This is a genomic window from Cellulomonas fimi ATCC 484 (assembly GCF_000212695.1).
Lineage (GTDB): Bacteria > Actinomycetota > Actinomycetes > Actinomycetales > Cellulomonadaceae > Cellulomonas > Cellulomonas fimi.
On sequence record NC_015514.1, the window covers coordinates 3,632,939 to 3,646,120 of the forward strand.

11 protein-coding genes are annotated in these 13,182 nt (G+C 74.9%); 6 read left to right on the forward strand and 5 right to left on the reverse strand.

From position 1 onward, the window contains the following. Positions 1-29 precede the first annotated feature (29 nt). Positions 30-1,436 carry an extracellular solute-binding protein gene (locus CELF_RS16420; protein WP_013772390.1) on the reverse strand — a complete coding sequence of 469 codons (1,407 nt, stop codon included), beginning with the start codon at positions 1,434-1,436 and terminating at the stop codon, positions 30-32. Between the two features lie 187 nt (positions 1,437-1,623). On the opposite strand from CELF_RS16420, the gene CELF_RS16425 reads away from it, so the two are divergent. Next, complete coding sequence (locus CELF_RS16425) at positions 1,624-4,197, forward strand: helix-turn-helix domain-containing protein (protein ID WP_013772391.1); 2,574 nt, start codon at positions 1,624-1,626, stop codon at positions 4,195-4,197. Positions 4,198-4,203: 6 nt separating this feature from the next. Here CELF_RS16425 and CELF_RS16430 read toward each other — a convergent pair whose 3' ends face one another. Beyond that, positions 4,204-4,854, reverse strand: coding sequence for a hypothetical protein (locus CELF_RS16430; protein WP_013772392.1), 651 nt, complete (start codon positions 4,852-4,854; stop codon positions 4,204-4,206). 196 nt (positions 4,855-5,050) lie between these two features. Then, complete coding sequence (locus tag CELF_RS16435; RefSeq protein WP_013772393.1) at positions 5,051-6,067, reverse strand: LacI family DNA-binding transcriptional regulator; 1,017 nt, start codon at positions 6,065-6,067, stop codon at positions 5,051-5,053. A 122-nt stretch (positions 6,068-6,189) separates the two neighbouring features. On the opposite strand from CELF_RS16435, the gene CELF_RS16440 reads away from it, so the two are divergent. The 3 genes from CELF_RS16440 to CELF_RS16450 all read left to right on the forward strand — a co-directional run bounded on the left by CELF_RS16440 (position 6,190) and on the right by CELF_RS16450 (position 8,623). Further along, on the forward strand, positions 6,190-6,951 hold the full coding sequence (locus tag CELF_RS16440) for a VTT domain-containing protein (protein WP_013772394.1): 762 nt from the start codon (positions 6,190-6,192) through the stop codon (positions 6,949-6,951). Next, positions 6,948-7,721 (forward strand): HAD-IIA family hydrolase, encoded by a 774-nt coding sequence (locus CELF_RS16445; protein WP_013772395.1) that lies wholly within the window; start codon positions 6,948-6,950, stop codon positions 7,719-7,721. Before CELF_RS16440 ends, CELF_RS16445 begins: the two co-directional genes overlap by 4 nt. 110 nt (positions 7,722-7,831) lie before the next feature. Next, a complete protein-coding gene (locus tag CELF_RS16450; RefSeq protein WP_013772396.1) occupies positions 7,832-8,623 on the forward strand; it encodes a YwiC-like family protein in 792 nt (263 codons plus the stop codon). Positions 8,624-8,663: 40 nt separating this feature from the next. Here the strand turns inward: CELF_RS16450 and pyrE are convergent, their stop codons facing one another. Together pyrE and CELF_RS16460 are read right to left on the reverse strand one after the other, a co-directional pair. After that, the gene (gene pyrE, locus CELF_RS16455) at positions 8,664-9,239 is read right to left on the reverse strand and encodes an orotate phosphoribosyltransferase (RefSeq protein WP_013772397.1); all 576 of its coding nucleotides are present in this window, start codon (positions 9,237-9,239) and stop codon (positions 8,664-8,666) included. A 116-nt stretch (positions 9,240-9,355) separates the two neighbouring features. After that, positions 9,356-10,141: an SDR family NAD(P)-dependent oxidoreductase gene (locus CELF_RS16460; RefSeq protein ID WP_013772398.1), complete on the reverse strand. Its 786-nt coding sequence runs from the start codon at positions 10,139-10,141 to the stop codon at positions 9,356-9,358. 135 nt (positions 10,142-10,276) lie between these two features. Between CELF_RS16460 and recQ the strand changes: the two genes are divergently transcribed. Both recQ and CELF_RS16470 read left to right on the forward strand, forming a co-directional pair. After that, positions 10,277-12,358 (forward strand): DNA helicase RecQ, encoded by a 2,082-nt coding sequence (gene recQ / locus CELF_RS16465; protein ID WP_013772399.1) that lies wholly within the window; start codon positions 10,277-10,279, stop codon positions 12,356-12,358. A gap of 154 nt (positions 12,359-12,512) precedes the next feature. Next, positions 12,513-13,127, forward strand: coding sequence for a DUF6318 family protein (locus CELF_RS16470; RefSeq protein ID WP_013772400.1), 615 nt, complete (start codon positions 12,513-12,515; stop codon positions 13,125-13,127). Positions 13,128-13,182 lie beyond the last annotated feature (55 nt).

Genomic DNA, 13,182 nt, shown 5'->3' on the forward strand with positions numbered 1-13,182 from the left:
GTCGATCGGGCGGGGGTGGCCGGACGGCGTCAGACCGGGTTGGGCTTGGACAGCTGGACGTTGATCCGTCGGACGAACGCGCCGAAGCCCTCGGCGGGGTCCGCACCGCGCAGGTAGACGTTCTGGACCGTCTCGAGGAAATAGCTCTGGAAGTCGCTGCCGGACCCCGTGAACCATGCCTCGGGGTCGTAGTTGAGGATCTCGGCGGCCGGTGCGTAGTGCGCCTGCGGGACGAGCTCCTGGTACTCGGTGCTCTCGACGACGGGCTGGAACGCGGGGATGTGGCCCGCGACGGCCCAGTCGAGCGAGCCGTGCAGCAGGTCGGCGACGAACTGGTAGGTCGCACGCCGCTGCTCCGGGTCGGGGTTCGACTGGTGCGGCAGCGTGAACGCGTGCGAGTCGGCGTACGCGGCGGGCGTGCCGAACAGGGTGGGGATCGGCATGGCGTCGAACGGGATGCCCGCGTTCTTCGCCGTGGGCAGCTCCCAGACGCCCGTGAAGAACATGCCGGACTCCCCCGACATGAACTCCGCGACGGCCGTGCCGTAGTCGCCGTCGGGCGCGCAGATCGTGCCGTCGAGCAGCGTCTGGATGTACGCGAGCGACGCGACGGCGGCGTCCTCGTCGACCTCGGCCGTCTCGCCGGACAGGTCGAAGACCGCGTCGTGCTGCTTGTAGAGCGTGTAGAACAGCCGCCACATCTGGGCGCCGTCGCCGAGGTAGCCGTAGGACAGGCCGTGCTTGCCGGTGACGGCCTGCATGGCGCGCGCGACCTCGAGGAACTGCTCGGCGTTCTCGATCGGCGCGAGGAGCCCGTCGGGTCCGAGCGCACCGGCCTGCTCCGCGACGTCGGTGTTGTAGAACATCACGAACGGGTGCGAGTCGAGCGCGATCGAGTACTGCGTCCCCTCGAGCCCGCCCTTCTCCCACACGCGCGGCAGGAAGTCGTCCTCGGTGACCTCGAACTCGGCGAGCAGGTCGAGGTCCCACGGGTCGAGCAGCCCGCCGGGCGCGTACCCGGCGATGCGCGACGCGTGCATGATCGCGGTGTCGGGCGAGCGCCCGCCGACGCTCGCCATGGCGAGCTTGGTGTAGTACGGCGCGCCCCACGCGAGGACGGTCTGGGTGGCCTCGTAGCCGTGGCCGAGGGCGTTCACGTCCTCGACGAGGCCGGCCATGTTGATGCCGTCGCCGCCGCTGAGCAGGTGCCAGAACGCGAGCTCGCGGGCCCCGCTCACAGCGCCAGGCGCGGCGCACCCGCCGAGCGCGCCGACGGCGGCGACCCCGCCGAGCGCGGCGAGCGAGCCGAGGAGCATCTGCCGGCGGGTGACGCCGGGACCGGGTGGCGCGGCGTGCCGGGGGACGACGAAGCCTGCGCGTTCGAGGGCGGTCGGTGCGGGACGGGCGCCGCCGGGCGGCGCGTGTCGGTCGGTCATGCCGTCACTCCTTCGTGAGACACGGGACGTCGGCCTCGACGCCGACGGCCGGGAGGTGCGGAGCCTCCGCGAGCCGCCGGGGCCAGGCCCGACGTGAGCATTACATCGTTGAAACGGGTCGGCAAGAGGGACGCCGCGCCGGAAATCGGGCGGTGATCGCGGCGACCGGCCGCCCTAGGGTGGGGCCATGCCGGCACGGTTCTTCCGGACGGGCCTACGCGACGACGTGGTCGACTACCTCGTCGCAGGCATGAGCGTGGACCTCGTCGGCCTCAAGGGCTCCGGACGCAGCACGATCCTCGCCGAGACGCTCGGCGCCCTCACCGAGCGCGGCTGGGAGGCCGTCCGGGTCCAGGGCATCACGACCCTCGCCGACCGTCCGCTCGAGGCGCTCGCTCTCGCAGGCCTCGCCCACCGGCCCGAGCCGCGCGGGCCCTCCGCGGTCGCGGCGGCCGCCGACGCCGTGGCCCGCGCCACGCGCGACGGTCGCACCGTCGTCGCGATCGACGACGCCGACGACCTCGACCAGGCGTCGGCGGGCGCCCTCACCGCGGCGCACGCCCGCCGCCCGTTCCCCGTGCTGAGCACCACGCGCCCCCGGCCGCAACGCCTGCGCAGCCCGTACGCGCTGCCCTCCGAGGTGCGGCCCGGCGTGCGGCTCGACGTCCCGCTGCTCGACGTCGTCGACGTGACCGCGCTCGTCGCACGCACCCTCGGCGGCGCGGTCACGCCCGAGCTGGTCGCCCGCATCACCTACGCGTCCGGCGGCCTGCCGGGGGTCGCCGTCGCGATCGCGCGCACGTCCCGGCACGCCGGCATCCTGCGGCAGGCCGACGGGTTGTGGAGCGGCGTGCCCGACCTCACGCAGCGCGCGCTGTCCCGCACGCTGCACGCGCTCGTCGCCGACCTCGGCCCCGCGGCCGAGCGCGCGCTGCTGGCGCTGTCGGTGGCCGGCCCGCTGCCCGTCGAGCAGGCCGCCGAGATCGCGACGTGGGACGCGCTGGAGGAGCTCGACGACTGCGGGCTCCTGCGGACCGTCGGCACCGACGGCGGGGCCCTCGTCGGCGTCTTCCCGCCTGCGCTCGCCGAGCAGCACCGCCGCGGACCGCTCACCGTCCGCGGCGCCCGCGTCCTCGCCACGCTGCCGACCAGCGCCCGGCCGCAGGACGACCACGCCGGCATGGTCGGCGACCCGTGGCCGCAGGCGGCGAGCGGCGTCGAGGCGGAGACGGCGCACCCCGTCGATCTCACCGAGCCCCGCTCCGAGACCGTGCTCGACCGGGTCCTGTTCGACGAGGCGCACCGGCAGGCCGTGCTCAGCCGGGCCGCCTGGGCGCAGGAACCGAACCCGCGGACCACCGCCGCGTACCTGCGCGCGCTGCTCGTGAGCGGTGCCGACCGCACCCGGATGCGCGACGTGCTCGCCCGCGCCGTGCCGTCGCCCGACCCGGCCGAGACGGCCGAGCTCACGCGCTGGGAGGCGCAGGTCCTCGCGCTCGCCCTCGACGACCTCCCCGCGGCCCGGACGCTCCTGCAGGCGCGCGCCGCCGAGGTCGGGGCCTGGGCACCGCTGCTCACCGCGACCCAGGACCTGCTCGAGGTGCTCCTCGCGGTCGTGCCCGCCCCGCACGACGACCGGGACGTGCCCGCGGGCGCCCCGCCCGTGTGCGCGGCCGCCGTCGCCGTCGCGGGTGCGGCCGTCCGGATCGCGCACGGACGGCCCCGCGAGGCGCTCGACCTGCTCGAGGCCACGCCCGTCGTCGACGACGACCTCGGCCGCGACGCGGCCGTGCTCACGGGGATCGCGCTGCTCGCCGACGGCGCCTCGCAGGACGCGCTCGCCTGGGCGCTGCGCCACCTCGACGCGGCACGCGCGCAGCTCGACGCCGACGCGATCCCCGGGCACGCCTACGTCGCCGCGAGCGCGCTGCTCCTGCTCGGCCGCCTCGCCGAGCTCCGGGCGCTGCTCGGCTCCGTGCTCGCCGCCTCGATGGTGTCGACCCGGCAGCGGCACTACACCTCGGCCCTGTCCTCGATGGCCGGCGCCCTCGCGCGCGACGAGGGGCACGACCGCACGTCCGCGTCGTACCGCGAGCTCGCCGCGGCGGCGTCGACAGGCCCCGGCCTCGTGGGCCCTCTGACGACACCGTGGGACGACACGACCCCGGGTGCGGGCGACGTGGACGACGCGTGGGAGCGCGCGGCCGTCGCCCTCACGAGCGGCCACCTCGTCGCCGGGGTCGTCCTCGCCGGCGCCGTGGTGCTCGCCGACCCGGACCCGACCCGGATCGCGACCGTGCGCCAGGCCGCCGCCGACGTGTCCGGCGGCCTCGTGGGTGCGGTGCTGCGCGTGCTCGACGCGCAGGCCGACCCCGACCCGGCCGTGTCGGTACGCGTCGGCGACGCGCTGCTGCGCGAGGGGCAGGTCTGGCTCGCGTGCCGGGCCGTCGCGCACGCCGTCCGCCTGTTCCGGGCCGACGGCGACCCGCACGCCGCGACCGCACTCCTCGACACCGTCGGGGCCGAGCTCGTCGCCCGGGGCCTCGACCCGGGGCGGCTGCTCCCGTCCCTGCACGCCGCCGCCGCGCTCACGGCACGCGAGCACGAGGTCGCCCGGCTCGTCGGCGACGGGCTCAGCAACCCCGAGATCGCCGAACGCCTCACGATCTCCGTGAAGACCGTCGAGAACCACCTCAACCGCGTCCTGCACAAGCTCGGCGTCGCCGACCGTGCGGACGTCGCCCGCGCCGTGCAGGGCTGACGACGCTCACCCGTGGGACAGGCGGCGCCGCAGCGCGAGGGCTCCCGCACCGGCGGCGAGCGTCCCGGCGGCGAGGGCGACCAGGCCCGCGGCGGGCGTGCCCGTCTCGGCGAGCGTCGCGCCCTGCTCACCCGGGCTTGCGAGCACCTGCGCGGTCCAGCCCTCCTCGGCCGGCTCCGGCACCAGGGGGGCGGTCGCGGCCGGGTCCGTCGGCGTCGGCTCGACGGGTGCGGGGTCGGTCGGCTCGCCCGGCACCGGCTCGGGCGCCGGCTCCACCGGCGCAGGCTCGGGCGTCGGCTCGACGGGGCCCGACGGCTCGACGACCGCGGGGACCACGCACCCGTTGGCCAGCACCTGCGCACCCGTCACCTGCGCGTCGCCGAACAGCGCGTCGAGCCCTTGCCCGGGGAACGTACCCGCCGCGTGCTCGAACGCCGGGACGATGTCGCCGGGGTGGCTCGAGTGCCCCTCCTGCAGGACGCTCTCGGCGTCCACCGTCACGAGCGTGAACGTGCCGGACCCGCCCGCGGCGTGGCACAGCGTCACGGGCGTGTGCCCGCCGTCCTGCGCCGCCGCGGCGGGCACCGCCTGCGCGACCCCGAGACCGCCCGCGACCACCACCGTCGCCGCGAGCGCGACGACCGTCGACCTGACCATGTCGCTCCTCCTTCGCGAGACCCGACGGCGTCGCGCCGACGGGTGCCGCCGGGCCTGCCCCGTGCGACGTGTCCACGGTCGGTCGCCGCGCGCACCGCCCGGCCGGCGTCGGACCAGGACGGGTGCGGCCGTCAGCGGACCCGGGTGCGCCGGGCCCACGCCTGGGTGCGGCGCGGCCCGCGCCGGGGAGGGGACGTCAGGCGGGGCGGGCGGTGCTCGCGCGCGCGACGACGTGGTGCGGCGCGGTGACCCGTCGCGGCGGCCGACCCGGGTCGTCGATGCGGTGCTGCAGCAGGTCGAGGGCCGTCGCCGCGAAGGCCCGCAGGTCGAACGACACGGTCGTGAGGGGCGGGACGGCGTAGCGGCCGGGCTCCACGTCGTCGAAGCCTGCGACGGCCACGTCGTCGGGGACACGCAGCCCGCGCTCCCACAGCACGTGCACCACGGCGAGCGCCATCGAGTCGGTGAAGCAGAAGAACGCGTCGGGCGGAGGCTGCCGGTCGAGGAACGCCCGGACCGCGTCGCGCGCCTCGTCGGCGGTCCACCGCGCGGTCGGCAGCTCCAGGGCGGGGTCGTGCGGCACCCCGGCGTCGGCGAGCGCCAGCCGGTAGCCCTCGGTCCGCTGCCGCGCGGCGGCCGTCTCCGGGAGCCCCGGGGACCCGACCACGGCGATGCGGCGGCGGCCCGTCGCGAGCAGGTGCGCCGTCATGTCGCGGGCCCCCGCGACGGAGTCCACGCCCACCTGGTCCGTCCGGTCCTGCTCGACCTCCCCGATGAGCACCGTCGGCGGCAGCGGGCCGCGCGCGACGTGCTCGTCGACGACCGAGTCGGCGAGCGACACCGGGTTCAGGACGAGCCCGTCGACGAGGTGCGACCGCGCGCGGGACAGCAGCGCCTTCTCCCGCCGCGGCTCCGCGGCCGTCTCCTCGATCTGCACGCTCCAGCCGCGCGCGTGCCCCTCCTCGACGAAGTGGTGCGCGAGCTCCGCGGAGTACGCCGTCGACAGGTCCGGCAGCGCGAGCGCGATGAGCCCGTAGCGCCCGTTGCGCAGCCCGCGCGCGCCGAGGTTGGGCACGTAGTCGAGGTCGGCGAGCGCCTGCTCGACGCGCGCGCGGGTGTCGGGGCGGACGAACGCGGTGCCGTTGATGACGTTGGACACCGTCTTCGGGGACACGCCCGCACGTGTGGCGACGTCCTTCACGGTGGACCGCATCGCCGACCCCTTCTCGATCGCCGGTGGGCGCCCATTGTCGCGACGCGCGCACGTCCAGGTCCACACGCTTCCCACACAGGGACCCGCGGCCCGGGCACAGGACGCCCCGTACGCTGGAGGCCATGCTGACGACGACCCTCGGGGCCGCCCTGCACGCCGCAGGCCCCGTGTCCGCCCTCGGGCCGGACTTCCTCGACCCGGACCACATGATCTCCTCGTTCGGGACCGCCGTCGTCATCGGCATCGTCGCCGTCATCTTCGTCGAGACGGGCCTGCTGTTCCCGATCCTGCCGGGCGACTCGCTGCTGTTCACCGCGGGCGCGCTCGTCGCGCAGGACTCGTTCCCCGTGCACATCAACATCTGGGTGCTGTGCCTGCTGCTGTTCCTCGCGGCGTTCCTCGGCGACCAGACGGCGTTCTTCATCGGCCGGCGCCTCGGTCCGCGCGTGTTCAACAAGCCGGACTCGCGGTTCTTCAAGAAGTCGTACATCGACCAGACGTACGCGTACTTCGACAAGTACGGCGGCCGGACGATCATCGTCGCGCGCTTCGTGCCCATCGTCCGCACGTACGCCCCCGTCGCCGCGGGCGTCGGCAACATGCGCTACCGCACGTTCGTCTCCTACAACGCCGTCGGAGCGCTGCTGTGGGGCGTCGGGGTGACGATGCTCGGCTACCTGCTGGGCAACATCACGTTCGTCAAGAACAACATCGAGCCGCTGCTCGTCCTCATCGTCCTCGTGTCCGTCATCCCGATCATGGTCGAGATGTGGCGGGCGCGGCGGGCGAAGGCGGCCGCGCCGCTCGACGCCGAGGGTCGCGACACCCGCTACGACGAGCCGCACGAGCGCGAGGCCGTCGAGCGCAAGGCCTTCGGCGAGTGACGCGGGAGATCCGCTCCTGGCTCTCCGACATGGACGGCGTGCTCGTCCACGAGGGCACGGCGCTGCCGGGTGCCGCGGAGTTCGTCACCGCGCTGCGGGACGGCGACCGGCCGTTCCTCGTCCTGACCAACAACTCGATCTTCACGCCGCGGGACCTCGCCGCCCGCCTGCGCGCGAGCGGGATCGACATCCCGGAACGTGCGATCTGGACGTCGGCCCTCGCGACCGCGCAGTTCCTCACCGACCAGATGCCCGGCGGGTCCGCGTACACGATCGGCGAGGCGGGGCTCACGACCGCGCTGTACGAGGCCGGCTACACGCTGACGTCGAGCTCGCCGGACTTCGTGGTCCTCGGCGAGACGCGCACCTACTCGTTCGAGGCGATCACGCAGGCGATCCGCCTCATCCAAGGCGGTGCGCGGTTCATCGCGACCAACCCCGACGTCACGGGCCCGTCCGCGGAGGGTGACCTGCCCGCCACGGGGGCCGTCGCCGCGATGATCTCGGCCGCGACCGGCCGCCAGCCGTACTTCGTCGGCAAGCCCAACCCGATGATGATCCGTTCCGCGCTCAACCGGATCGACGCCCACTCGGAGACGACCGTCATGGTCGGCGACCGGATGGACACCGACGTCGTCGCGGGCATCGAGGCGGGCCTGCGAACCTTCCTGGTCCTGTCGGGGTCGACCCGGCGGGAGGACGTCGAGCGCTTCCCGTTCCGGCCGAACGAGATCCTCGACTCGGTCGCGGACCTGGTCGCCCGCGTCTGACCCGCCGGCCGCCTGCGCCGGACGCCCGGACTGTCGCGGCCGTGCGGCGCCGCCCGACCCGGGACCTAGGTCCCGGCCCCCGGCGCCGCCCCGCGGGCGATGCTCGCCGCGTGCCGACCACGACCCCGCACCGCGTGGCCCCGGCGCGCCGGCGTGGCCCCGGGTGGGTGCCGAAGCAGCACGGCGCGTGGGCGATGCTCGTCGTCCCCGTCGTCGTCGGCGCGGTGCTCGCGGGCCCGGGCTGGCGGCACCTGCTGCTGCTCGTCGCGTGGCTCGTGGCGTACCTCGCGTTCCACGCCGCGGGGCTCTGGCTCAAGGCGTCACGGCGGCCCCGCTACCTGCCGCCCGTGCGGGCCTACGGCATCGTGACCGCGGTCCTGGGCGGGGCGCTCGTGGCGTCCGCACCGACGCTGCTGTGGTGGGGGCCCGTCTACGGGGTGCTGCTCGCCGTGAGCCTCGTGTGCTCCGCTCGACGCGCGGATCGCTCGTGGCTCAACGACGGCGTGACGGTCGTCGCCGCGATGCTCATGACCGTCGTCGCCGCGGGCCTCGGCGGTCCCGGCCCCCTGCCCGGCGCCGACGACGCCCGGGCGTGGGCCGCCACGGGGCTGCTGGCGGCGTACTTCCTCGGCACCGTGCCGTACGTGAAGTCGCTCATCCGCGACCGGGACGACCCGCGCGTGCTGGCCGTCTCCGTCGCGTACCACGCGCTGTTGCTCGCCGGCTCCGTCGCCGCGGCCGTGCTGGGCGGACCGGTGCTGCTCGTGCCGGTGGCCGCCGCGCTGCTGGCACGCGCCATCCTCGTGGCGCGCGTGCGACCGTGGCCGTCGGCGAAGGCGATCGGGCTCGGCGAGACGGCCGCGACGGTCGTCGTCGCGGCCGTCGTGCTCGCCGTGGTCTGAGGGTCCTCCGGCCGGGCGCGCTCGCGTCAGGCGTCGGGCGTCAGGCGAGGCCCAGGTCGTCGAGCGTGAACAGGTGGTGGTACGGCACGCCGAGGGCCTCGATCTTCTCCCGGGCGCCCGTGGCACGGTCGACGATGACCGCGCAGCCGAGCACCTCCGCCCCGGCCTCGCGCGCCGCCTCGATCGCCGTGATCGGCGAGCCGCCCGTCGTCGAGGTGTCCTCCAGCACGACGACGCGACGCCCGGCGACGTCCGGCCCCTCGATGCGGCGCTGCATGCCGTGCGCCTTCGCCTCCTTGCGGACCACGAACGCGTCGAGGTCCTGCCCGCGCGACGCCGCGGCGTGCAGCAGCGACGTCGCGACCGGGTCGGCGCCGAGCGTGAGCCCACCGACCGCGTCGACCTCGGCCGTGCCGAGGCCCGCCTCCTCCAGCATGTCGAGCATGAGGTGCCCGATGAGCGGCGCGGCCCGGTGGTGCAGCGTCGCACGGCGCAGGTCCACGTAGTAGTCGGCCTCGCGGCCCGACGACAGCGTGACCTTCCCGTGCACGACCGCGAGGTCCTGGATGAGGGCGAGCAGCTGCTCGCGGGGCGTCGGCGACAGGTCGTGGGTCACGGCGGCCAGGCTAGCCGCTGGCTCGCGGGCGGGAGCCGACCGTCTTGCCGCGAAGCGCGTGCTGCCGTGCGTCCGGCCGCACCGCACGTACGGCTCGCGCGAGTCGGTCGTGCGTCTCAGGCGTCGGGCGCGGCCGTCTCGTCCATGGGGCGGCGGTACTTGCCGATCCGGCGGACCGCGCTGCGGGGCAGCGTCCGGACGATCGCCGACACGGTGCGGTACCGGGCGCTGGGCGTGGAGATGACGACGCCGCGCCGGACGTCCGCGAGCGCCGCGGCGACGACGTCCTCGGCGTTGAGCCAGACGAGCTCCGGGAAGGACGACATGTCGATCTGGCCGCGCTCGTGGAACTCGGTGTGCGTGAAGCCGGGGTTCACGACCGTCGCCGTCACGCCGGTGCCCTTGAGCTCGACGGCGAGCGACTCCGTGAACGAGCGGACCCACGCCTTGTGCGCGGAGTACGTGCCGGACGCCATGAGCGCCGCGATCGAGCCGACGTTGAGGATCGCGCCGCGTCCCCGCTCGACCATCGCGCCCGCCGCGGCGTGCGACAGCACGAGCACCGCCCGGACCATGACGTCGAGCGCCTTGACCTCGGCGTCGATGTCGTTGCCGACGAACGGCTTGCCCAGGCCCAGGCCCGCGTTGTTCACGAGCAGCCCGACGGGACGCTCCGGGTCACGCAGCCGCTCGGCGACCCGGGCGACGTCCTCGTCGCGCGTCAGGTCGGCGACGAGGACCTCGGCGTGCACGCCCGCGGCCGCCTCGAGCTGCGCCGCGAGGCGCGTGAGGCGCTCCTCGTCGCGCGCGACGAGGACGACGTCGTGCTTGGCGGTGGCGAGCTGCCAGGCGAACTCGAGGCCGAGACCTGCGCTGGCGCCCGTGACGAGTGCGGTTCCCATGCGGGCCACCCTACGGACCGTGGCGGTGCCGCCGCACGGCTTCGGCGAGCCGTGCACGGGTCGTGTCGCGCGCGGTGCGTCCACAGGCCGTCGGGGGCGTCCCCGGGTGTCTGCTGCGCCTCGTAGGGTGGTCCGGTGCCCCCCGGACCCGCCCGCCCCGCGCCCCGCGCCGCCACGCCGGCGCCGTGGGCGGACGACGTCCCGCCGTTCGACGAGCCGCCGTTCGACCTCGACGAGCCGCCGTACGACCCGGCCTACGACGAGCCGCCGTTCGACCCCGCCTACGACGCGGGCCCCGACGAGCGGACGATCCGTGACGAGGCCGCGCACGGTGCGCCCGTCCCCGGCCGCGTGCGCCCGCGGGCGGTCGCGGAGCCCGACGACGGACCGCGTCCGACGCCCCAGGAGGTGCTCCAGCGCGTCTGGGGCTACGACGCGTTCCGCGGCGACCAGGCCGAGATCATCGACACCGTCGTCGCGGGCGGCGACGCGCTCGTCCTCATGCCGACCGGTGGCGGCAAGTCGCTCTGCTACCAGGTGCCGGCCCTCGTGCGGCCCGGCACGGGCGTCGTGGTCTCGCCGCTCATCGCCCTCATGCAGGACCAGGTCGACGCGCTGTCCGCGCTGGGTGTGCGCGCCGGGTTCCTCAACTCCACGCAGCAGCCCCACGAGCGCCGCGCCGTGGAGCAGGCGTTCCTCGACGGCGAGCTCGACCTGCTCTACCTCGCGCCCGAGCGCCTGCGCGTGCCTGACACCATCGACCTGCTCGACCGCGGCCGCATCGCGCTGTTCGCGATCGACGAGGCCCACTGCGTGTCCCAGTGGGGGCACGACTTCCGGCCCGACTACCTGCAGCTGTCGATGGTGCACGAGCGCTGGCCCGATGTGCCGCGCATCGCCCTCACCGCGACGGCCACCGCCGCGACCCATGCGGAGATCGCCCAGCGGCTGCAGCTCGAGGACGCGAAGCACTTCGTCGCGAGCTTCGACCGGCCCAACATCCAGTACCGGATCGCCCCCAAGGACAACCCGCGCGCCCAGCTGCTCGAGCTGCTGCGCACCGAGCACGACGGCGACGCCGGGATCGTCTACTGCCTGTCGCGCGCGTCCGTCGAGCAGACCGCCGAGCACCTCGTCGCCAACGGCATCCCCGCGCTGCCGTACCACGCAGGCCTCGACCGCCTCGTGCGCGCACGCAACCAGGCCCGGTTCCTGCGCGAGGACGGCATCGTCATGGTCGCGACCATCGCGTTCGGCATGGGCATCGACAAGCCCGACGTGCGGTTCGTCGCGCACCTCGACCTGCCCAAGTCCGTCGAGGGCTACTACCAGGAGACGGGGCGTGCCGGCCGTGACGGCCTGCCGTCCACCGCGTGGCTCGCCTACGGGCTCGCCGACGTCGTGCAGCAGCGGCGCATGATCGACACCTCCGACGGCGACGCCGCGCACCGCCGGCGGCTCACCCAGCACCTCGACGCGATGCTCGCGCTCTGCGAGACGGTGTCCTGCCGGCGCGTGCAGCTGCTCAACTACTTCGGGCAGAGCAGCGAGCCCTGCGGCAACTGCGACACCTGCCTGACACCGCCCGAGTCCTGGGACGGGACCGTCGCCGCGCAGAAGCTCCTGTCGACCATCGTCCGGCTCGACCAGCGCAACCAGCGGTACGGCGTCGGGCACCTCGTCGACATCCTGCGCGGGAAGACGACCCCGCGCGTCCAGCAGCTCGGGCACTCCTCGCTCAGCACCTTCGGGGTCGGCACCGACCTGTCCGACGGCGAGTGGCGCGGCGCGGTCCGCCAGCTCCTCGCGATGGAGCTCCTCGCCGTCGACACCGACGGGTACGGCACCCTGCGCCTGTCCCCCGCCTCCGCCGACGTGCTGCGCGGCGAGCGGGAGGTGCGGCTGAGGCGCGAGCCCGAGCGGACCGGACGGTCCCGGGGGTCGTCGTCGCGCGAGCGCCGCGCGACCGTCGCCGCCGACCTGTCCGACGACGCGACCGAGCGGTTCGAGCGGCTCCGGGCCTGGCGCGCGGGCGCCGCGAAGGAGCAGGGCGTCCCCGCCTACGTCGTGTTCCACGACGCGACCCTGCGCGAGATCGCGACGCAGGTGCCCGACTCCCTCGCCGCTCTCGGCACGATCAGCGGCGTCGGCGCCACCAAGCTCGACCGCTACGGCGAGGGCGTGCTCGCGGCGCTGTCCGGCGAGGCACCGGAGTGACGACCGTCTGACCGGAGCGTCGCGCTGACGACCCTCGGGCGACGTCGCGGCGTCGCCGATCGACGTCCCCGATCGATGTCGACCTGGCCCTGCGTTGTCCACAGATCGGGCGCGCCCGTCCCACGGGGTGTCCGGTTTCGGTAGTTTCGCGGCCATGTCCCGTCGACGAACCGCGCAGGGGGCGGTCGCCGTCGCACTCCTCGCAGGTCTCCTGACCCTGCCCGCGTGCACGGCCCCGGATTCGCCCACGACTGAACCGACGAGCCCCAGCGGCGGCGCAAGCCCGTCAACCGCGGCACCTAGCCCCACGCCGACAGTCGATCTGACCGTCCCGCCCGAGCGGCCCGATGCTCTCGGCACCCCGAGCGCAGACGGCGCGGCCTCCGCCGCCGCCTACTTCGTCGCGCTCTACGAGTACGCCTATGCAAGCGGGGACACCACCCCGCTGGAGCAGATGTCAGCCGACACCTGCTCGTTCTGCACCTCCACGCTGGAGGACGTCCGCGAAGGACTTGCCGCAGCCGCGTCGGAGGAAGGCGGAGGAAGCACCGTCCTCTACGCATCAGGGACAGAGATCACACCGGCCGAGTGGTACTCGGCCACGCTCCGTGTCCGGCAGGAACCCTCGGTCCGCCGCAGCGCGACCGGAGAGGTCCTTTCGGAGGAGGTCGGCGGGGAGTACGACCTCCTCTTCGCGTTGAGCTGGGTCGGCGGCTGGCGTGTGGACGAGCTCGACGTCCTCGACCCTGGCACCCTCACGCCGTCATGAGCCCGGTGGCCGTTGCCCTGGTCGTCGGTCTCGCGCTGACGGCAGCGGTCGACGA